Origin of the sequence: Methanoplanus limicola DSM 2279, assembly GCF_000243255.1 — an archaeon.
Lineage (GTDB): Archaea > Halobacteriota > Methanomicrobia > Methanomicrobiales > Methanomicrobiaceae > Methanoplanus > Methanoplanus limicola.
On sequence record NZ_CM001436.1, the window covers coordinates 2,680,367 to 2,700,641 of the forward strand.

Below are 20,275 nucleotides of genomic sequence, written 5' to 3' on the forward strand. Positions count from 1 at the left end.
AACCGCAGGCCCTAAAAAATACACAAAAATTCCCGGATTTAAACCGCATAAGCGGTCATAATTCCGGATTCAATGCTCATAAGTCTCCTTTAACTCACGGGAGACGATGTCACCCCATTTAATCCTCTCCCATTCACCATTTCTTACAGTGAGAACATCGTATGCAGGATATATGTCCCCGTTCTCATCAAAATGACGCGGGCCGCAGAGTCCGAGATACCTGATCTCCTTCATTGAATCCTTAATCTCATCAGCATCATAACCGCCATCCGCAATCGCCTCGGAGAGAATCTTTGTAGTGTCATAACCGTAAGGAACCGGCCAGTTTATGACATCAGACCCGTACATCTCATAATATTTCTTTTCAAATCTGTCTGAATGGATCTGACTGGACTGCATCGTTGCAGTAAGACCCTCAGAATAAGGCCCAATCTCCTCAATAAGCCCGTCATCGATAAGCCCTTCAGAGCCAAACCAGACTGCATCAATCCCGGCATCCTCCGCAGCCTCAAGAATCGAAACCGCCTGCTCATAATAGCCGATAAGAATTATACCGTCCGGATCTGCGGCCTTAATCTTCTCAGCAAGATCGCTGTAAATGGCAGCCTTTGGATCAAAGCTCTCAACCATTATAAAATGGCCGCCGTACTTAGGATAAGTCTCAAAGACAGACTCTTTAAGCCCCCTCCCATAGTCATCATCAGAATAAATGAGAGCAACCCGTTTTAATTCCGGATGGAGCACTGAGAGCAGTCTTCCAATACCACGCCCCTGGTATTTGTCTGATGAAATTGTCCGGAAGACATAATTTTTATAATCTGAAAGGGACGGATTTGTGGCCGAAGGTGAGATCAGAACAATACCCCTCTCTTCAGCAATCGGTGCGATTGCCATCGTTGCAGTACTTGAAACGGCACCGATAACCGCAGGAATTCCATTATCTGCATAGTAATTAATCGCCCACTTGCTCATATAGGGATTGCCGATATTGTCAAAATAGTCAACCACCAGCTCTTTTCCAAAGATGCCGCCGCCCTCATTGATCTCCAGAACAGCAATATCAATGCCCCGCTTAAAATCCTCACCATAATTAGAGAGAGAACCTGAAAGCGGTAGAATTGCCCCGACAACAATCTCATCAGGATAATCAGAAGACTCAATTACCAGTATATCATAAGCAGAGAAGAATAATACAAGCCCCACAATTATTATACCGGCAATATTTACAGGCGTCAGAATATCACGTATATTTCCGGGCCTCATTTATCCGCCTCCGTAAAACTGTCATCTCCCGCCGGAGTCACTCCTTCCTTATCACCGGAATTCCACGAATCAGACTCATTACCCTTGTCTGCACCGGTTTTAAAGAAATTCAGCTTACACATAAGATATGATCTCTTCTCTTCGGAAGAAATTCCGCCCCCTGCCGGGTCATCACGTATTCTGCCGGAATATTTCTCGTAAAACCTCTCATACAGGAGTTCACGGCCCTGATCACTGAGGATATATACAAAGATAAGAAGCCCGACAGTATTTGCAACAACCATTGACGGGAATGCACTGACAACCACACCAACGTACTGCTCAAATGTTATCCCTTCAGTTAAAAGCGGCAAAAGCACAAGAATATGTACACTCTCAATAATAATTCCAAGAATTATTGCATGATAATATGTGAGCCTGCCCCTTGTCCATCTCATATATAATCCGGCTATAATTCCGGCGGCGACAGTCCCGGCAAAGCAGGCAGTGGCAGTCCATCCTCCGGACGAGTACCTGTAAAGTCCGCCGATCACTCCTGCAAGCCCGCCCACAAGCGGACCGCCCAAAAGTCCGGCGACTGCAGGACCCGTATCCCTGAAATTGATTATAAGGCCATCAAACGGAATACCTCGATATGTACCGTAGATGGATATTGCGCCAAAAATTGCTACGGCCCAGATGCGGTCAAGATAATCCGCCCTCCCGTCAAGGAACTTCTGAAACATCCCGGTCTTTGAAAAGGCATAGATAACAAAGCCGATAACAAGGAGCCTCTCAATTAGCGGCAGACCGAATGTCAGAATACTCGACTCAAGAATCATTGCGACATACAAAAATACAATACTGCCTGCACCTGTGATAAGAATCCATAACCTGCTCCCGCGGGCATATTCAGGCAGTTTAAGATCGAGATATATTATCATAAAGCCAAGTATGCCAAACATCACCGAGGCAAATGCAGCAGTATGATGCACAAGTGCCACCGGATCAAAGAGAAACATTGCAGTCAGAATAACTATGGTAAAGAGAAGAAGGCAGACCCTGTAGATAACCTTCTCACTGCTCTTTACTGCGGTTGAACTTTTAATAATATGAGATATAGCCCTCGCACGCCCGTCCATACCTGAAAGGGTCGCACCAAACATGATCAGGTATCCGGAGAGCAGAAAGATCATAACACCATAAGGGATGTATGCAAGGACATAGAGCACCTGGGAGACCATACTGTCAATTGTTATCGCCTCGCCGTGGCCGAGATATGAGACTGCAAAGCCACTGACGCCAAGAGTCATATACAGAAATGTAATAATTCCCACAATTGAGAATGCAATGCAGAGATCGAGATTGACGCTCTTTAAAAACCTCCTATAATTTATCTCCTCAGAAGTGCTTTCCATCTTCTCATGAAGCCATGTTGAATATAATAGAAGATTCAGTCCTGACCCGACAGCACCCATCATAGCCATAATAGCGATGACTGAGCCTTCCGGAATATCGGGCTTAAACCCTTCAATTATCGCACCATAGGGAAGTGAAAATTCAAAGAGGCAGTATATTATCGCAATAAAAAGACCAAGAACAAGAAAGATTACGAGCTTTTCAACCCGCTCATATGAGTCCTTCCAGAGCAGGAAGAGAATAACAACAATGGAAGAGACACCGATAAACCACGAGGGCCATATTCCGGGGATGAAATAATCCAGAAATATTCCGGCATAGATGAGCATTCCTCCAAATGCGAACATCTCAAGGAAATAAATTATCATTACCAGGTACGAACCCCAGTTTGAAGGGCCTGGGAGCCGCCTGAACCCGTCAAATATCGTCTCTCCGGTTGCAAAGGTATAACGTGCAATTCCGTTTGCGAACGCAAACTTAAAGATAATTGTCAGGACGACGACCCATATCAGTTCAAAACCGAAATGTGCACCAATCTCAACCGCTTCTGCGATCCCGCTCTCACCTGCGGCGGCGATGGCTAAAAGCAGGCCGGGACCTAAGAATATAAAATAGTCACGGTACTTCTCAGGAAGTTTCTCAATTAAACGTGCAAACATCTCAGACTTGTTTAAATGTATTCACTCCGCTGATAAATTAATTGTGTATTCTGACAGGCAATAGCAGTATTTCAGAATATAAAATAATCCGGGACTTGGGGCAGATAAAAACCCAAAATATAAAATTCTTTAAAAATACAGGTTACCTGTAACAGTTAACATCCGGGAGGATGAGATATGATGACAATAAAAGACTTAAAAGGACAGAAATTAGGCATTCCAGTAACACTTCCCCCATTTGATCCGGAAAATGACGTTCCGGATGCTCCGGACTATGAAAGCCCTGACAGCTGGGTATCCCTCCCGGAATACTTCAGCAGCGATAAACAGGCTGTTGACGTATTCTGGATCTATCCGACTATCCTCTCTGATGACAACACCTACTTAATGGACATAAAAGACCCAAAACTAAGGGATAAGGCAGAGTGGACAATCGTTGAGCAGGCGAGCATATTTGACGGCCAGGCCAACATTTACGCACCCTATTACAGGCAGAACAATGTCAAAATTAATCCGGTAATGCTTACCACTGCAAAGCCAATCTTCGATTTGGGCCAGCAGGATCTCATCCGGGCATTTGACTACTTCCTGAAAAATTTCAATAAAGGCGAGAGGCCGATAATTCTTGCAGCACACAGCCAGGGATCTGTCAGGACGGTTGAACTCTCAAAGGCAGGAGAACTCCTGACCGGGGATGCTGAATCACTAAATAGGCTTGTGGCAGCCTATACCATAGGCTATTCCATAACTCCGGACGATCTTGAGATAAACCCCCTCATGAGGATCAGTGAGAATGCAGATGATACCGGATGTTTCATCGTGTACAACACCATCTCAGATGAAAAGGATAAGGAGAAGGAAGCGCCGACAATAATACCCGGAACTTATGTCGTAAACCCCCTTAACTGGAAGACCGACACCACTTTTGCTCCTGCTTCTGCCAATCTTGGAGCTGCATTCTTTAAACATGAGCACCCGGAAAAACCAGACAGGTACAGTAATTTTGCAGCAGCACAGGTAGTAGGCAATGCTCTTGTAATAACAGATATATCAAACCCTGAGGAACTTCCGGCAAAGAGCGTCACGTTCCCGAAAGGCGTGTACCATATGTATGACTATGCAGTATTTTATGAAAACCTGAGAGAAAATGTCAGGGTTCGCATCACGGCATATATGGAAAAGAACAAACAGTAGAGTCCGGGAATAAAATCACAATAAACTCATTCAAAACTCTTTTTTTCATTGAATTGCCCTCTACTCACACCGGAGACTCTGCCTGACAATGCACCTTTCCGGTCAGGAAAATTTATCAGAGTTTAAGATTACTATAACTCAGAAAGGGAGGATTTCTGTTGCCGGGAAAGGAAAAGATCATCAGAGAGATTGGAGAAGAGAGTATTCTTCTGCCGCTGTATATCAACTCTGCAATTGAGGCAAACGAGAGGATAAAATATTATTTTTCACTCCTTCAGGCTGCAAAATCCTATGCTGACAATCCAGCCACCCTGCCGCAGATTCCGGAAGAAGATTTTCAGAAAAGATCTGATAAAAATGATAAACCGGAAAATGTCATTTTTGAATCATCACTGAAAGAGGAGGATATATATTTCATCCCCGGTTCATCAGAAATAGTCTCGGATATTGGTAAGTGCATCGATGAAATGATTAAACCGCTCTCAATCTCCGGATATCCGCCCGCAGAGGAGTTTAAAGAAAGATATGAGACAATCTCAGGCAGAATTCCGGAAATATCCGACAGTATAATAACGGGAAATACCATCTCACAACTGATATCAGGGATACGTAAAAAAGGTGACTCCATGCACATCCTCGTAATGGACATTCACAAAGCCCTGAATGATCTGCAGGCAGGTTTAAGCCATGAGGAGATTGACAGAGCAAAGGTCTGTAAGATAAATGAATCAGATATTGTGCATCTGAAAGCATTTATGGAAGGCTTAAATTCCACCAGAATATTAAAGTTCGGACATCCGGGACTTGACACCACCGCAACCTCCACCAGTGAAGGACTGATAATTCAAAACGACATAGGCGTAACAGATGCACATGTAATTGTCATAAAAGTAAAAGATGGCAGAATTACATTCAATTATACCGACATCCACCGCCAAAGACTTGATTTTTTCAGATCGCTCTTCAGAAACCATGCCATATTATGGAACGATACCAGATCAAAAAATGTAACAGATTTTGAAAAGGATATATTTTTCCTGGCGAAAGGAACCTTCTATGCAGATAATAAAACCGGGACTGATGAATTCCTGAAATTCCTCGGATCAAGAATTGTATTCCTGATAGACTGGAACAAAGCAAGGAAAAACCTCAGAAAATTTTTAAGGAGCAGCGACTGCATAAAAGTCCTCATATGGGCCGCAGACAACAATTACGGGCACCGGGGTTTTCTCGTACTTGGCGGGTCCACCCTCATTTACGAAGCACTTGAAATTGCCGCAGATGTGCCGATAAGATATGGTGAACCCCTGCACATCTATCTCGGACGGGAGAGGGCGTCTGAATTCTTCAGATGCCTGCTTATGACCGCCTCAACAGGCCTTATCGAAAAAAAACCTGAATTATTCATAAAAGACGAGATCAAAGCATTGCTGCTCCGGCAGATAAAATCGGCACGGCAAAGCCTACTTGACATTATCGCCGAACATGCATCACTAATCACAGCAGAATCAGAACTGCTCCTGCAATCACTTGAATCAATACAGTCAGGAGGGGAAAAACTCTGTCTGAAGAATATAAACCGGGCAAAATTCCGGGAGAGAAGAGCAGACGATATTGTAAACCGCGTTCGGGCGGTTACAAAGAGAATGAAGGACGGCGCATTTTACTCAGAACTGATAAGTCTCTCTGATGATGCCCTTGACTATATTGAAGACTCCATATCCGTCTGTGGATTTGACCCGCCGCTTATATCAGACAGTGACATTCTGTCAGATATGATCAGAATGGCCGATACTGTAAACGAAAGCTGTATGCAATATCAAAAGACCATACATATTTTCAGCATTATAAGTGGCAAAAACCCGGACGATGAGATGAATGCCTTTCTCCTCTCCGTTGATATGGTGGTTGAGACTGAGGAGATATGTGACAGGGCTTTCAGAGATGTGCAGAAGAGTATTATGCTTAATTCCAAAAATTTCAGGGAGGCAATGGTCTCATCCGAAATCACAAAGGGTATGGAAGAAGCAGTGAACTCACTGATGAAATCGGCATTTCTGATTCGGGAAAATGTCCTTGAAAACCTGAACAGATAGGTGCAGGTTATGAAACAAAATGACAGAGTGGTATATTTCGGAAAAGAAGACGACACTGAAGTTCCGGCAGAATTTTTCGGCAATAAGACAGCAAAACTAACCGGACTTTCAGGCACGGGACTTGCAGTACCTCCGGGTTTCACATTCGGAATTTCACTTTGCAGGGAATATTACGAAAATGACAGGCACCTCCCAGACTGGTATTACAGCCATGTAAGCCAGGGCATATCATATCTTGAGGATATGACCGGAAAAGAAACGGGCAGCAGGAAAAATCCGCTAATATTATCGGTCAGATCAGGTGCGGCGGCATCCATGCCGGGAATAATGGAGACCGTACTCAATGCAGGTATCAACAGGGAGACAATTGAAGGGGTTATTTTTTCGTCCGGAAATCCACGGTTTGCATGGGATTTATACAGAAGGTTTCTGGAATCGTTTGGATGCACTGTGCTTGGCCATTCCGGAAGCGTATATAAGAAAATCATCAGCGAATATCTCTCTGAAGAGAAAATTACAGAGGAGAAATATCTCTGTTATGACACATTAAGAAGTATTTCAGAGGAGTTTGAGAAATTATATCCGGAAAATATTCTGAATGAGGTCATCTCAGATCCAAAAAAGACTATAGAATACTCAGTAAAAGCAGTCCTTGACTCATGGACTGACAAAAAGGCAGAAGACTTCAAGAGATTAAACCCGCAGATAAAATACAGCGGAACTGCCGTTACAATTCAGACAATGGTATTTGGCAATATTAACAGAAGATCAGGTTCAGGAGTTGCCTTTACAAAAAATCCCTGGACAGGCGAGGACATCTCTGTTATCGATTTTCAGTATGGGTGCCAGGGCGGGGAGATCGTATCAGGGTATTTCAACGGAATAAAAAAAGAGGAGATTGACCGTAAAATACCCGGTCTTTCAGAGAGAATAATCAGTGCCGGCAGAGTCCTTGAGAAGAGATACAGGGATATGCAGGATTTTGAATTTACCGTTGAAAACGAAAAACTCTACATACTTCAGACAAGAGACGGCAAAAGGGCAGATATCGCCGGGCTGAAGATCGCCTCCAGTCTTGTCTCAGAAGGCACTATAAGTGAGGATGAGGGCATAAAACTGACAGAGAATATCCGGACTGACAGAATATACACCGAAAAGATAAACTCAGATGAAATTCCGGCAGGATACGGCAGTTCAGCATCACTTGGCGCAGTATCCGGAAGGATAGCATTTAGTGAAAAAAAGGCAGAAATTCTTGGAAAAAATGATACTGTTATACTCGTTAAGGAGTTCCTCTCTCCGGATGACATAAACGCAATATCGCTATGCAGCGGACTGCTTGCAAAGAGAGGCGCAGTAACATCCCATGCCGCCGTTGTTGCAAGGGAAATGGGAAAGGTGTGCATAGTAAACTGCAGGCAACTTGAGATAATCCCGCAGAGAAAAATATGCACTATAGGCAGATCGGAATTTAAGGAAGGAGATCATCTGACACTTGACGGTGCTACAGGCGGCATATATGCAGGAATTCAGGAAATAGTCAGAGAAAAACCGGAAGAACTGACAGAGATAATTAATAGCCGGAAGAAAAATTCCGGAAGAAAAAAAGGACCATAAATAGAGGAAAAGAGGAGATTCAGCCGCTATTCATGACCATAATACCGGAATAAAAGCTCAGTTGCAGCCCTGACCTCCTCCCCGTCTTTTCTTACGCCTGCAAGATAGGCATTGAATACCTCATCTGTCACCACATGAAGTCCCGGCTTGAACATATCTGCATGCATCTGAAGATCAAACGACCTCGCTTCGGCTTCAGTAAGCTTCAGTGATTTATATTCGCCGTTATGAGGAGTATAAACAGGATTTTCAGAGCGGGGCGTCTTCAGCACAAGATCGGCAAGCGGTGTCATAGGGATAGGTTCTGCAACCGAGACAAAGGCATCATCAAGGGAATGCCCGGTTATGAAATCTCTGGTAAGCTCAAAGTCCTCCTCAGTCTCCTTTGGATGGCCGACAATGAAACTCCCGGCGACCTTCAGCCCGTGATCCCGGCACGCAAAAACTGCATCAGATGCAGCCTGAACAGTCGCACCCTTGCCCATATCCCTTAATATTCTGTCAGACCCGGACTCAATACCAAAAAATACCCAGCCGATCGAATAATCCCGGATGGCATCAAGCACCCTCTCGCTTATGCAGTCCACTCTGATATCCGGCGATGATATATTATTTGGCCCCATAATAGCGGCCATCTCTTTTAAAAGCCCGACAAAGGCATCCTCATTGAACTTCCCGTCATCAGCCATGTACAGTGATCCCGTCCCACCGGAGACCGAGAGCCTCGTAGCACCCATCCTCTTAAATTCCCTAACCTCAGCCAGGATATCGTCAAGATTTCTGCTCCTGATATTCCGGCCAAAAAATCTTGGAACCTGGCAGAATGTGCAGGCGCCTGTGCACCCCCTGTGCGTCTCAATATATGCAGATGCACCGCGGATGCTCTGGGCACTGATGTCATCCGGAATAAGAGGCAGGCCACGGTCCACAGATGCCTGCCCCCTCTTAGGACGGACTACAATCCCCGAATCATCCATAAAGGCAATTCCGGCTATATCCTTTGAAAATCCGGTGCTAAATAACTCAGGGACTGTCTCCTCACCTTCACCAATGACGACAAAGTCAGGCTCAAGTTCACCTATAACCATCTCAGGATATGCCGAGACAGGCCCGCCGATTACAACCGTTCCGCCCTGTGACCTCTTATTACGGATAAACTCCCTAATCTCCGGTGAAAGAAGATGCTGGGTGGAATAAAGGCTGATTAGAACTATATCCTCAGTATCGCCGGCAAAGTTATTGGCTATCTTTACCTCATGACCACTGTCACGGAGAATGCCGCCTATGAGCATGGCTCCGTATGTGTATATTTCAGGTGAGATGACAGAGACTTTCATTTCTAATTAGTCTTTGTCCGAACCGGAAAAAAAATGTCTGTTATGAACCGGAATATTATCCCGGTAATTTTACTCTCTCTTTACTTTTCCAATGCAGAATACAAACCCTGCTGCAAGAACTGCTCCGATTACTGCAAACGGAGGAAGCCCGCTCTTTGTAGGCTGTGCGGCAGGCACAAGATTGCCCTGAACAGAGGATGTACCGCCTGCATTGACAGTTGCGGTAACTGTTGAATCAGAGTAGCCTGTGAGCCTGAAGGTAACACTGTACTGACCTGCTGCCATTGACTGCTGGAAAGGTGCAATGCCCTTGTATTCATTATTGATAAAGACATTTGCACCTGTTGGGTTGGATGTGATATCAAGTGTCCCTGTTGCCGCCGGAGTGGGTGTGGTTGAATCCATATTCACAGAAACAGTTGCCGTTCCGCCGCCCATAACTGATGTTGAGACGGATTTGTCTGAATAGCCTGAAAGTTTAAGAGTTACGGTATGTGTTCCGCTCGCGACATTGTCAACAACATAGCTGCCTGAGTACGGCGTGACGCCGATATATGACCCGTCAAGGTAGATATATGCCCCGCTCGGTGTTGAAGAGATATACAGTGTGCCTGTTGAAGGGTTTGGAATTTGGGATAATGTCCTTGATACTGTGGTCACCTGTCCGGCATAGACATTGACCTGCCCTGACCATTCATAGTAACCGGCTTTGTTAAGCTCAACTACATGTGCGCCCTTCACAACACCGGAGATCGTAACCGGAGATAGCCCCTGATAGCTGCCGTCAAGATAAACGGAAGCACGGGTTGGTGTTGAGGTGACTGCAATAGTTCCGTGGTCGTTAACCGGAACAAGGGTTGCCGTAACTGAAGACTGCTGCCCTGCCGAGACTGAAACTGTTGAACCCCAGTCCTGGTAGCCGGACCTTGTAACCTTTACAGAGTGCGTACCTGCGGAGAGTCCGTCAACAGAATGTGGAGTAAGCCCGTAGTACGATCCGTCAACATAGAGTGCAGAACCGGTTGGGGACGATGATACATAAACAGAACCTGTTGTCGGTCCCTGCGGATTTAATGTGAAATAATAATCAACAGTCTCTCCGGCAGACGGAGTATTCAGGTTTGTAACCTGGCTGTTCTGGTAGCCGGACTTGGCTGCGTATGCTGTCTTAGGCATGCTTGACGGACTGCCGTCCAGATATACCGTATAGGTGTACTGCTGGTTCACTGTCGTTCCGACTGCAAGGCCGTCAACGTAGATGGTTGCCCCGTCCACATTTGTATGGAAGGTGTACCAGCCTACCTGATTTCCTACAATTTCTGCTGAAGCAGAACCTGATAATGCCGCAAGACATAGCAGGGCAACAGCAAAACACTTCATTTTTCCTGAAACCATAATAATCAGAAGTAATTCAGCCATAATATATAAATACTTGCCGGAATTCTGAACGCAGACAAATAAAGAGCAAAAATATGATAAAAAACAACAATAAAGATAAAAATTACAAATCTGCCCGCAGTCATCCGGATAAGAGGGACCACTACAGGAAATAAAGAAATATTATTTTTCTGAACCGGAATCCTTCCGGGTTAAGAAAAACAGACCTGCAATGAGAGGTGCGATGAGAATTATAAAAATTCCTGCGGGGGACTGGTTCTTCTTCCCGTTTGGATCTATAATCTCAATCTCAGTGACGGCGTAATTTCCGGATGAGAGCGCTTTTTCATTGTCGGAAAGTGTTGTCACATGAATTTTGTAAATGCCCTCATCAAGTCCGCCCACGACAAGACCTGTATCCCATGAATAATCCCATTCAGCACCGCCTGAATATATCTGATGATGGGGGATCCGTGCGTGACGGAGATCCCCTTCAAGTGTGGTTCCGCCCTCAGGAAGGTCCGGCCCTGTAATGAAGAGATAGACAGATGCTGAATTCATATCACCACCGGACTTACCCTTTAACTTGACAATATCACCAATCTGTGCACTCTCCTGTGACGACTCAATAGTCATGGAATCTGCCGCCTGTGCAGAGACAGGAGAGACTGCCAGAAGCAGGGCCAGAAGTATAAGGACACAGGCTTTCGGAAAAGTAGAACCTGCAAAAGCTGAAGATAACCTGAATTTATCCATGCAGAACATTAACAGCAGATAAAATATATCACTTCTGAAAAAAACCGGAGAAGAAAATAGACAGATAATGCCCTTAAAGTTGCGGAAAAGCAGGAGAGCGGGTTTAGATAACCTTACCTTCAACCCGTTTTGCATATCCGGTCATAAAATACGAGAGAATTATACATACACCTACGACCATTGCAAGAACAAGCCAGTGAACCGGCCCTATAGAGTCAACCGAAAGCCTGACAATCAGATTTGCCGGATTGAGAGGCACTGCCAGTGATGCGAGAATGACGACCACGAGGGCTGTTGAGAATATAAACTGGGCATTCGTCCTCTCACGATATTTAAGGGCTATAAGCGCCCCGATAAGAATTATAACCATAGAACCGGCGGTGACATGAAGAATTATCGGTATAAAACCGCTTATTGCAATCCCGTTGGCCATCAGGAGCAGAAGCCACCCCGCAGACTGCACGGGCACGAGCAGCAGGCATGCGGCAGTCTTGCCCCAGATCATCTCAGGGAAGGTTACCGGGGTTGACATCAGGGTTTCAAGGGTATCCTGCTGGTACTCCTCAGTGATGAGGTCAATTATGAGCGCACCGGAGATTATCGCCGGCATAAAGACGAGCAGTGGAATCAGAAGGCCGTACACAAACTCATAAAAGTCGCTTGACGGGTTTGTCTCAGGGAGTACAAGTTCAACAGGCTTAAACTCAAGCCTTGCCTGCCGGATCTCTCTGAGCCTGTCCTCATAATCTAAAAGGGCATCCTTCAGTTTCACATTCACAATGCTTGACTGGATGTCATTCTGTATTACATACAAAGTGATTGTGATCGGATCTGCCGAATACTCCTCAATTCCGGGAATCCAGATGACCGCTGAGAGTTTTCTCTCCTTTAAAGCAGCGAGTGCGGTGCCAAGCTCCATATCATAGATGACAAAATTGTCATTGGAGGCAAGTTCGCCTGTGAGGGGCGATGTGATATTTCCAGTAACCGCGACAGGATATTTAATGGTCGAATACCGGCTTATCGAGTCAGGGTTATACATTGACGCCAGTCCCACAAGGAGAAATGATGAGAACATGGCGATAAAGAGCTGAAGCAGTATGGCAAGGACTATTGTCTTCTCAGAAAAAAGACCCTGAACCTCTTTTTTGGCGATGATAACGCAGTTTCTTCTCTTCATTTCTACACACCCCATCCTAAAATGAAATAGAGATTATACAGGACATGAACTATAGTCGCCGCAATCAGCCCAAAGGCATATGCACGCCTCCCACCGATTTTAAGGCATGATATGGTCGTCAGAACGCCAACCATATGCAGTGAGAGCGGAAGCCAGAGCACCTGAAGGCTTGCAAACATAATCTCGCCGAATACCGACTCCGTAATCTCAGCGAGGGTCGCAAATAAGAGGAGCTTTTCTGCCGCAAGAAAGCCAAGCGCTATCACAAAAGAGGCGGCAATGATATTTCTCAGACTGAAATATTCCGGAGATGTATAATAGAGAGTATAGACCCCTACCGACTTTGCAAGTTCCTCAATGAACGCCGCAGATATAAGTATGGCAATCAGTGAATACGGCATCGGCAGATTGAAGAAGAGCACGAGAACCATCATCTGCGCCATAAATACAAATGGAACAGAAATTGCACTTATTGCAAAGAGGGAAGAGTTTGTCCATTTATCGGATATAACTGTCCGGATAAACTCCCTTAACCTTGGAATAAGCCTGTGGTAGTTAAAGAGTCTCTCCTCGGTGAAGTTCTTTGCTGAGAGGTAAAAGATCACTGCTCCGGTGATGAAAAACAATGATGTTGAGTAGAGAAAATCATAAAATGTGAAGCCATCGCCCTGCAGCTGAAGGATTATCAGGGTAAGGGGTGATACGAGACTTACCACATGGATATTTGCAAAGATGCTCGGGAAGAAGATATACGATGTTGCAACGGTGGAGAAGAAGATAGATATGAAGGATAACTCCTTAAAGCTCCTCGCCGTCATCCCGATAAATAGGGCATTGGCAAGGAAGAAGAATATCACCGGAATGAGCGGCAGGAGAATTATGAACTCCCCGCTTGTAAGGGCAGTTAAAATGGTTGATATCGCAAGCATCATCAGGAAATAAGGAATTCCTTTCCCAAGGATTATCTGCCATCCGGGAACCGGTGAGGCAAGCAGCGCCTCACCGCTTCTGCCTATCCTCTCATTCATAATACTCATCATGAAGAACTGTGACGTGAAGTAGAGCGGGAATACAAATACGAATACCAGTATTATCGAGTCGAACGGGAGCGGCGGTGCAAGCTGCGAAGGTGTCTTGTACTCAAGTGCATTTTCTCCCGAAGAGGTGAGCATATCGGTATATCTTGATATCCGGCTGTCTTCCCCCTCACCCTCAATAAGTCCGAACCGGAACTCCTCAGGGTTGATATTTCTGGCATCGGCAGGCGGAGTCACATACTCTGCCGGCAGTGAGGGTACGGGCGCCCTGAAAGGGTTTGGCGGAGATACTGCAAGCTGCCCGCTCTGGGTTGCAAGAAAGTCAAGTTCACTTATTACATACTGCTCGTCAATGAGCAGCGGATATACGGCAAATATATCATTTTCACGATTGTACACGGCAGTTTTGTACCGTGTATAGTCCTTGTCAAGGGCGTTTAAGGCAGCAGACGCCTTCTCCGTATCCAGGCGTGACACAATACCGTCAATAATTGTAATATCAAAATAACCATATGCTCCGGCTGAGGCGGATGCAGGATCAATCAGATATATCTGAAATCTCTCATCACCTGCAAGGACGGATGCAGCATCCGCGCTGTCAATCCCGGCGGTATATATGTCGTCCTGGAGGTGCATGCCGCTCTGCTGTGTAAGTCCGGTTGCCGCAATCAGCAGAATGAAGAGGACAATGGATATGGGAAGGACATCCCGGCTCATCGTGCCGGCAAAACGCTTTATCTCCCATTTAGAAAGTGTACCTATATTTCTCAGAGCAGTTCCCATTCTTCCCTTCTCCCCTCAGCTGATATAATATTTTCAAAGTTTGCGGAATGGTATAACACATACCAGTTATGCGGCGAATTATTATTGCAGGGATGGTAATTGCGTAAGTCCACCCTTATCTCTGTTTCTTCTATTAGGCTGATTATATAAGAAGATTTAGAGTGCGGCAACCAAAAAAGTGCAGAGATGATAAATCAGACTGTGCCCGCCGCAACAGGAATCTTTATTAAAAAATGGTGTAAAGTAATCCCTGATAGTGATGATTCGCGCCCAATCTCTCGTAAAGGACTTTGACGGATTCACAGCTCTTGACGGAGTTGACTTTGAATTCGATAAACCCGGAATATTTGGAATAATAGGCCATAATGGTGCAGGGAAGACAACACTGCTAAAGATCATGTCCGGGCTTATTAAGCCGACTTCCGGTGAACTTGAGATCAACGGGGTGGACGTAGTCAGGCATCCGGACCTGCACAAGAGAACTCTGGGCTACCTTCCGGAAGAATCCAGGCTTTATGAAAATATGAATGTCTGGAGTTACCTTGCGTTTTTCGGCGAGATATACGGCCTTTCAGATGAAGAGATCAGAAAGAAGAGCCGGGAGCTCCTCTCCAAGCTGAAGCTTGATCCGGGCGACAAAAAGATGGGCGAATTTTCAAAGGGTATGAAGAGAAAGGCGGCCATTGCGAGGTCACTTATGCATGACCCTTCATTTCTTGTATATGATGAACCGACATCCGGCCTTGACCCGATGACATCGCGTTACATAAGCGAATTCCTGCGTGAGATTAAAGATGAAGGGGAGAAGACGATCATTCTCTCGGCGCACAATCTCTACCAGGTGGAGGAGATCTGTGACCGGGTGCTCATACTCAGAAGAGGCAAAACCCTCGCCCTTGGAGATATGGATGAACTTAGAAGTAAATTCGGTTCTGTATCATATGAGATAGAATTTGTTCTTGATGACCGGGATCTCCTCGAAGGCGTTATTGGCGACTATTCGGAGTCTGCCGGAATTATCTCGGCAACGGTTGAGGATGTGGACGACTTAAGCAATCTGACGAATGTTGTCGCAAAGGGCGGCGGCAGAGTTAAAAAGATAGAGTCACACTATCCAAGCCTTGAGGATATGCTGGTTATGATTGGAGAATAAGCCTTTGGGCAGCAGAATAAGACCGAAATCTATTTTTACAGAATAAAAACCACTTAAATTATTTCAGAAATTTCACAAAAGAAGTTGTAACGGGCCTGAAGGGAGTTGAACCCCTGGCCTACGGATTAAGAGTCCGTCGCTCTGCCTGACTAAGCTACAGGCCCACAACTGCGCATCTGCGCCTATATAACTAACACATACGGCATTTTAGAACTTTCGGTTTTGATCTCCACCGCTTAACCGGTGAAGGGAGAATAACGCCGGTTATGGTCTGCTAATTATAGTGCAGAATCTAAGCGCAGAAATTTCCGGAAGGAAACGGAGAGCGTTTTAAAACGTGCTTCCGGCAGGATCAGAAGAGATGCAGGCATCACCAGGATGTGAAAGTGCAGCTGCCGCTACAGTACAGACAACAGATTTTTTTGGAAATAAAAAAAAGCAGCATAATTGTAATTACCGGAAAAAACCCTGAAAAGAAGTTGTAACGGGCCTGAAGGGAGTTGAACCCCTGGCCTACGGATTAAGAGTCCGTCGCTCTGCCTGACTAAGCTACAGGCCCACAACTGCGCCTTTGCGCTCACATATCTTGCATCCGTGACGATATATAGATTTCGGAAATCCCTTAATAAATCCAGAAGTAGATATATGATGTTACATGCCAGATAGCCTGCCTAATGGCTCCTCGGATAAGGTGAAGTACCTCATCCTTGGCTGTGGAAGCATCGGTTATAATGTCGTTGAAGAACTCGCGCATGATTCTGATGAGATCATAATCATCGACTCCGATGAAAAGAGAGTCGAGGATTTAAGAGATCAAAACTACGAAGCAATAGTCCGCGACATACAGAAAAACGATTTTCTGGAGTCACTACCGGCTCCGGAAGTCGTATTTGTCCTTTCAAGCGATAAAAATGCCAACCTCGAAGCAGTAAAGACGGTAAAGGATATCTATCCATCGGCTTACGTAATCGCAAGAGCTGTTGACAGGTTAAGTCTCTCCTTCCTCGAACAGGCCGGTGCAGACATAACACTTTATCCGCAGGAAGTCTTTGCAAAATCCGCAGTACACCATATCAGAAAACTTCACTCTTCAAGACTCGCAAGAAAACTCTACCGTTTCCTCTCAGAAAGTGAAGGAATAATGGGTATATTTCTACATGCCAACCCGGACCCGGATGCGATATCAAGCGCAATGGGCCTCTGTGCAATTGCAAAAAGCGCGAGCGGCGGGAAACTTGAATGCAGAATCGTATATGATGGCAAAATAGGTCATCAGGAGAACAGGGCATTTGTCACCCTTCTTGACATAGAGATGGTGAAATACTCCGAAGAAGTCATAAATGAATGTGATTATTTTGCACTTGTTGACTCACCAGGACCAGGTATAAACAATTCAGTACCCGACAACATCCATGTCAATATAATAGTTGACCACCACATGCCTCCGGATAACGAACAGGCGGTTCCGGCCGAATTTGTTGACATCAGACCAAATGCAGGTGCAACAGCATCGATAATAACACAGTACATACAGGAACTCGGCATATCAATTGACCAGAAGGTTGCAACCGCACTTATTTACGGGATCAGGGCAGACACAAGGGATTTTTCCAGAAACACAACACCACAGGATCTCAATTATGCCGCATACCTCCTGCCCCTGACAGACGGAGATCTCCTCAGCAAGATTACATCACCCTCAATGTCGCCGGAGACCCTGGAAGGTTTTGGCAATGCTATCAGGAACAGGAAAGTCCAGAGCGGTTATCTCTTCACAAATGTCGGATATGTCAGAAACCGCGACATAATTCCGCAGGCCGCAGACCTGATGATCCAGCTTGAAGGCATAAACACAGCGATCGCATACGGCATAGGGGAAGAATTTATTACCATATCGGCGAGAAACAAGGACATAAGGCTACATGTAGGCAATGTCTTAAAAGAGGCATTCTCCGACATCGGTGAGGCCGGAGGCCACTCCACAATGGCGGCAGCGCGGATACCGCTCAACTCTTTTTCCCTTGTGAAGAACAAGGAAGAACTTCTCGCACTTGTAATTGAACCGATTCTCGAACGTTTTGCTGACCTCGTAGAAATAAACAAAAAAGAGCCAAATGAAATTTAAAGACTGGGAACCCCATTACACAAAAATACTCGACTATTTTGGATTTGAGAGGGAAGGGGATGAGAAAGCCGCCGTCCTGTCATCTGAACTTACTGACAGAGATGATATAAATCTCTTAAAAAAACTCTGTGAGGGCAGTACAGTGACAGTATGCGGAAACGCACCCTGCCTCGACCCGGACATAAAGAAAATAAAAGGAAAAGTTCTCGCCGCAGATGCCGCATCCGAGAGACTATATAAGGCAGGCATACTTCCGGATGCGATATTCACTGATCTTGACGGCTGTGACGAAAGTTTCATTGAGATGAATGACAAGGGGACTATAATTGTTGTCCATGCTCACGGAGACAATATATTTCTCCTTAAAAACTGGATACCGCGCTTTAAAGGCCCGCTCGTAATCACAACCCAGTCGGAGCCATTCTCAAACGTCCACAATTATGGCGGATTCACGGACGGAGACAGGGCGGCATTTACGGCAGACGAATTTGGTGCGGAAGAGATAATCTTTGCCGGGTTTGACCTCGATGACAGATCAGTAAACCCTATGAAACGAGGAAAACTGATGATTGCCAGGGACCTCTTAAGTGAAATTGGATATGAGATCTGATAATTCCGAAAGTAAAGAAGCCCAGGCCGTAATCATCGATGGATATGTCGATGAACCTGCCTGCCTCGGAGTATCACCCTACATCTCACCATATGTCCGCTACGCAGCAGGCGTGTGTGCAGAGAGGGGGTTTAATACCGGATATTACACCATTGACCAGCTCAGAAAGAACCCCGCCATATTTTCAGAACTAAAGAGAAGCGACTGTGTAATAGTTATATCCGGAGTTACAGTGCCGGGGAAGTATTTTGCCGGAACTCCGGCAACGGCAACTGAGATAATGCAGATAGGAGAGTCTCTGACAGAGCCTGAGACATTCTTCGGCGGCCCTTTAAATCTTGGATATTCGGGAGGCGGAGGCCATTATGCAGAGAAGCAGTGCTTCTCGTCCTATGACCATATACTCGAAGGTGAGATAGGATCAGCCCTTGACAATGCACTCTCCGGAAGAAAACCGGAAGGAAAGCTGAACTACGAAAAAATAGACAGGTTCAGCACCGCCGGAAGTTTCATCATAAAAAAACACCCCCGTTTTCCCTATGTAATCTGTGAGATGGAGACAGCACGCGGGTGCTCAAGATCTGTAACGGGCGGATGCTCGTTCTGCACAGAGTCAGTCTATGGTGAACCTGTTTTCAGAAGCATGGAGGGCATATTTGCGGAAGCCGGGGCACTTCATGAGAATGGTGCGCAGCATATCAGAGTCGGGAGGCAGCCCGACATCCTGGCATACGGAGCAAAGACCGGAGATGAATTTCCGGAACCAAAACCCGACATTATTGAGAGGCTCTTCTCCGGAATAAGAAAAAATGCACCCAGCCTCCATACACTGCATATAGACAATGTGAATCCCGGCACAATTGCAGCCCATGAGGAAGAGGCAAAGGAAGCTCTGAGGGCGATTGTCAGATGGCATACAGCAGGGGATGTCGCGGCATTCGGCCTGGAGTCAGCCGATCCTGCGGTAGTCTCTGCAAACAACCTCAAAGCCTCAGCAGAAGAGGTCATGAGAGCCATTGAAATTGTAAACGAAGTCGGAGCAGTAAGAAGAGACGGAATACCGGAACTCCTGCCGGGGATAAATTTCGTCACCGGACTTTTGGGTGAGACGGCTGATACGTACCGGCTCAACCTTGAATTCCTGCGCGAAGTTGTCAGGCGGGGGCTGCTTGTCAGAAGGGTAAATATCCGGCAGGTGATGCCATTTGAGGGAACGGACGCTTATGAGAAGAATACAATCGGCATGCACGATAAGGAATTTAAGGCATTTAAGGATGATGTCCGCCGGAATTTTGACCTGCCTATGTTAAAGAGAGTATTCCCGGCAGGGACCATCCTTAAGGAGATATTCATCGAGGAGAGCGGCAAAACCTCATTCGGGCGGCAGATGGGATCATACCCGATACTTGTCGGAATTCCGGAGGAGACAGAAGAGGGAACTGTCACTGATGCAGCAGTCACAGACTGGGGATTTAGATCAGTAACCGCAATGACAGTTCCGGTCAGGATAAATGAACTGAGCATTCATGCTCTGAAGTATCTGCCCGGAGTCGGGAAGAAGAGGGCGGCATCCATCATTTCAAAGCGGCCGTTTAAAAATATTGAAGAATTCAGAAAAATCACGGGTGAGACACCCGTTGATGACATAATAAAATTCTGATCTGCATTGCAGGCATCTATCAGAGTGGTC

General features: G+C 45.8%; 14 protein-coding genes and 2 tRNA genes. 7 read left to right on the forward strand and 9 right to left on the reverse strand.

What is annotated here, in order from left to right; all coding sequences use genetic code 11:
* Window positions 1–69 precede the first annotated feature (69 nt).
* Together METLIM_RS12675 and METLIM_RS12680 are read right to left on the reverse strand one after the other, a co-directional pair.
* On the reverse strand, window positions 70–1,263 hold the full coding sequence (locus METLIM_RS12675; RefSeq protein WP_004079025.1) for a branched-chain amino acid ABC transporter substrate-binding protein: 1,194 nt from the start codon (window positions 1,261–1,263) through the stop codon (window positions 70–72).
* Complete coding sequence (locus METLIM_RS12680) at window positions 1,260–3,320, reverse strand: Nramp family divalent metal transporter (protein WP_004079027.1); 2,061 nt, start codon at window positions 3,318–3,320, stop codon at window positions 1,260–1,262. The genes METLIM_RS12675 and METLIM_RS12680 overlap by 4 nt, the downstream gene beginning before the upstream one ends.
* Window positions 3,321–3,497: 177 nt before the next feature.
* Here METLIM_RS12680 and METLIM_RS12685 point away from each other — a divergent pair, with 177 nt between their 5' ends.
* The 3 genes from METLIM_RS12685 to METLIM_RS12695 all read left to right on the forward strand — a co-directional run bounded on the left by METLIM_RS12685 (window position 3,498) and on the right by METLIM_RS12695 (window position 8,227).
* Window positions 3,498–4,514 carry a DUF3089 domain-containing protein gene (locus tag METLIM_RS12685; RefSeq protein ID WP_004079030.1) on the forward strand — a complete coding sequence of 339 codons (1,017 nt, stop codon included), beginning with the start codon at window positions 3,498–3,500 and terminating at the stop codon, window positions 4,512–4,514.
* Between the two features lie 158 nt (window positions 4,515–4,672).
* On the forward strand, window positions 4,673–6,610 hold the full coding sequence (locus METLIM_RS12690) for a hypothetical protein (RefSeq protein ID WP_004079031.1): 1,938 nt from the start codon (window positions 4,673–4,675) through the stop codon (window positions 6,608–6,610).
* A gap of 9 nt (window positions 6,611–6,619) precedes the next feature.
* Window positions 6,620–8,227: a PEP/pyruvate-binding domain-containing protein gene (locus tag METLIM_RS12695; protein WP_004079032.1), complete on the forward strand. Its 1,608-nt coding sequence runs from the start codon at window positions 6,620–6,622 to the stop codon at window positions 8,225–8,227.
* A 26-nt stretch (window positions 8,228–8,253) separates the two neighbouring features.
* Here the strand turns inward: METLIM_RS12695 and METLIM_RS12700 are convergent, their stop codons facing one another.
* The 5 genes from METLIM_RS12700 to METLIM_RS12720 all read right to left on the reverse strand — a co-directional run bounded on the left by METLIM_RS12700 (window position 8,254) and on the right by METLIM_RS12720 (window position 14,697).
* On the reverse strand, window positions 8,254–9,564 hold the full coding sequence (locus METLIM_RS12700; RefSeq protein ID WP_004079034.1) for a methyl-coenzyme M reductase glutamine C-methyltransferase: 1,311 nt from the start codon (window positions 9,562–9,564) through the stop codon (window positions 8,254–8,256).
* A gap of 69 nt (window positions 9,565–9,633) precedes the next feature.
* A complete protein-coding gene (locus METLIM_RS12705; protein WP_004079035.1) occupies window positions 9,634–10,983 on the reverse strand; it encodes a PEGA domain-containing protein in 1,350 nt (449 codons plus the stop codon).
* Window positions 10,984–11,124: 141 nt separating this feature from the next.
* Window positions 11,125–11,697, reverse strand: a complete 573-nt coding sequence (locus METLIM_RS12710; RefSeq protein ID WP_157202322.1) for a hypothetical protein — start codon at window positions 11,695–11,697, stop codon at window positions 11,125–11,127.
* A 103-nt stretch (window positions 11,698–11,800) separates the two neighbouring features.
* Complete coding sequence (locus METLIM_RS12715; RefSeq protein ID WP_004079037.1) at window positions 11,801–12,877, reverse strand: ABC transporter permease; 1,077 nt, start codon at window positions 12,875–12,877, stop codon at window positions 11,801–11,803.
* 2 nt (window positions 12,878–12,879) lie between these two features.
* A complete protein-coding gene (locus METLIM_RS12720; RefSeq protein ID WP_004079038.1) occupies window positions 12,880–14,697 on the reverse strand; it encodes an ABC transporter permease family protein in 1,818 nt (605 codons plus the stop codon).
* Between the two features lie 259 nt (window positions 14,698–14,956).
* On the opposite strand from METLIM_RS12720, the gene METLIM_RS12725 reads away from it, so the two are divergent.
* Window positions 14,957–15,850: an ABC transporter ATP-binding protein gene (locus METLIM_RS12725; RefSeq protein WP_004079039.1), complete on the forward strand. Its 894-nt coding sequence runs from the start codon at window positions 14,957–14,959 to the stop codon at window positions 15,848–15,850.
* Window positions 15,851–15,940: 90 nt separating this feature from the next.
* Here the strand turns inward: METLIM_RS12725 and METLIM_RS12730 are convergent.
* Window positions 15,941–16,014, reverse strand: a tRNA-Lys gene (locus METLIM_RS12730).
* 321 nt (window positions 16,015–16,335) lie between these two features.
* Window positions 16,336–16,409, reverse strand: a tRNA-Lys gene (locus METLIM_RS12735).
* A gap of 96 nt (window positions 16,410–16,505) precedes the next feature.
* Between METLIM_RS12735 and METLIM_RS12740 the strand changes: the two genes are divergently transcribed.
* Genes METLIM_RS12740 through METLIM_RS12750 form a run of 3 tightly spaced genes read left to right on the forward strand, consistent with a single transcriptional unit; the run spans window position 16,506 to window position 20,245 of the window.
* Window positions 16,506–17,975: a DHH family phosphoesterase gene (locus METLIM_RS12740; RefSeq protein ID WP_004079041.1), complete on the forward strand. Its 1,470-nt coding sequence runs from the start codon at window positions 16,506–16,508 to the stop codon at window positions 17,973–17,975.
* Window positions 17,965–18,585 (forward strand): 6-hydroxymethylpterin diphosphokinase MptE-like protein, encoded by a 621-nt coding sequence (locus METLIM_RS12745; protein ID WP_004079043.1) that lies wholly within the window; start codon window positions 17,965–17,967, stop codon window positions 18,583–18,585. Before METLIM_RS12740 ends, METLIM_RS12745 begins: the two co-directional genes overlap by 11 nt.
* A complete protein-coding gene (locus tag METLIM_RS12750) occupies window positions 18,575–20,245 on the forward strand; it encodes a radical SAM protein (protein ID WP_004079046.1) in 1,671 nt (556 codons plus the stop codon). The genes METLIM_RS12745 and METLIM_RS12750 overlap by 11 nt, the downstream gene beginning before the upstream one ends.
* Window positions 20,246–20,275: the final 30 nt, after the last annotated feature.

Excerpts from the sequence above, each read along its gene's own strand:
- METLIM_RS12750 (WP_004079046.1), top strand. The coding sequence starts at position 18,575 with ATGAGATCTGATAATTCCGAAAGTAAAGAAGCCCAGGCCGTAATCATC.
- METLIM_RS12695 (WP_004079032.1), top strand. The coding sequence starts at position 6,620 with ATGAAACAAAATGACAGAGTGGTATATTTCGGAAAAGAAGACGACACT.
- METLIM_RS12680 (WP_004079027.1), bottom strand. The coding sequence starts at position 3,320 with ATGTTTGCACGTTTAATTGAGAAACTTCCTGAGAAGTACCGTGACTAT.
- METLIM_RS12700 (WP_004079034.1), bottom strand. The coding sequence starts at position 9,564 with ATGAAAGTCTCTGTCATCTCACCTGAAATATACACATACGGAGCCATG.
- METLIM_RS12675 (WP_004079025.1), bottom strand. The coding sequence starts at position 1,263 with ATGAGGCCCGGAAATATACGTGATATTCTGACGCCTGTAAATATTGCC.
- METLIM_RS12720 (WP_004079038.1), bottom strand. The coding sequence starts at position 14,697 with ATGGGAACTGCTCTGAGAAATATAGGTACACTTTCTAAATGGGAGATA.
- METLIM_RS12705 (WP_004079035.1), bottom strand. The coding sequence starts at position 10,983 with ATGGCTGAATTACTTCTGATTATTATGGTTTCAGGAAAAATGAAGTGT.
- METLIM_RS12715 (WP_004079037.1), bottom strand. The coding sequence starts at position 12,877 with ATGAAGAGAAGAAACTGCGTTATCATCGCCAAAAAAGAGGTTCAGGGT.
- METLIM_RS12725 (WP_004079039.1), top strand. The coding sequence starts at position 14,957 with ATGATTCGCGCCCAATCTCTCGTAAAGGACTTTGACGGATTCACAGCT.
- METLIM_RS12745 (WP_004079043.1), top strand. The coding sequence starts at position 17,965 with ATGAAATTTAAAGACTGGGAACCCCATTACACAAAAATACTCGACTAT.
- METLIM_RS12740 (WP_004079041.1), top strand. The coding sequence starts at position 16,506 with ATGCCAGATAGCCTGCCTAATGGCTCCTCGGATAAGGTGAAGTACCTC.
- METLIM_RS12685 (WP_004079030.1), top strand. The coding sequence starts at position 3,498 with ATGATGACAATAAAAGACTTAAAAGGACAGAAATTAGGCATTCCAGTA.
- METLIM_RS12710 (WP_157202322.1), bottom strand. The coding sequence starts at position 11,697 with ATGGATAAATTCAGGTTATCTTCAGCTTTTGCAGGTTCTACTTTTCCG.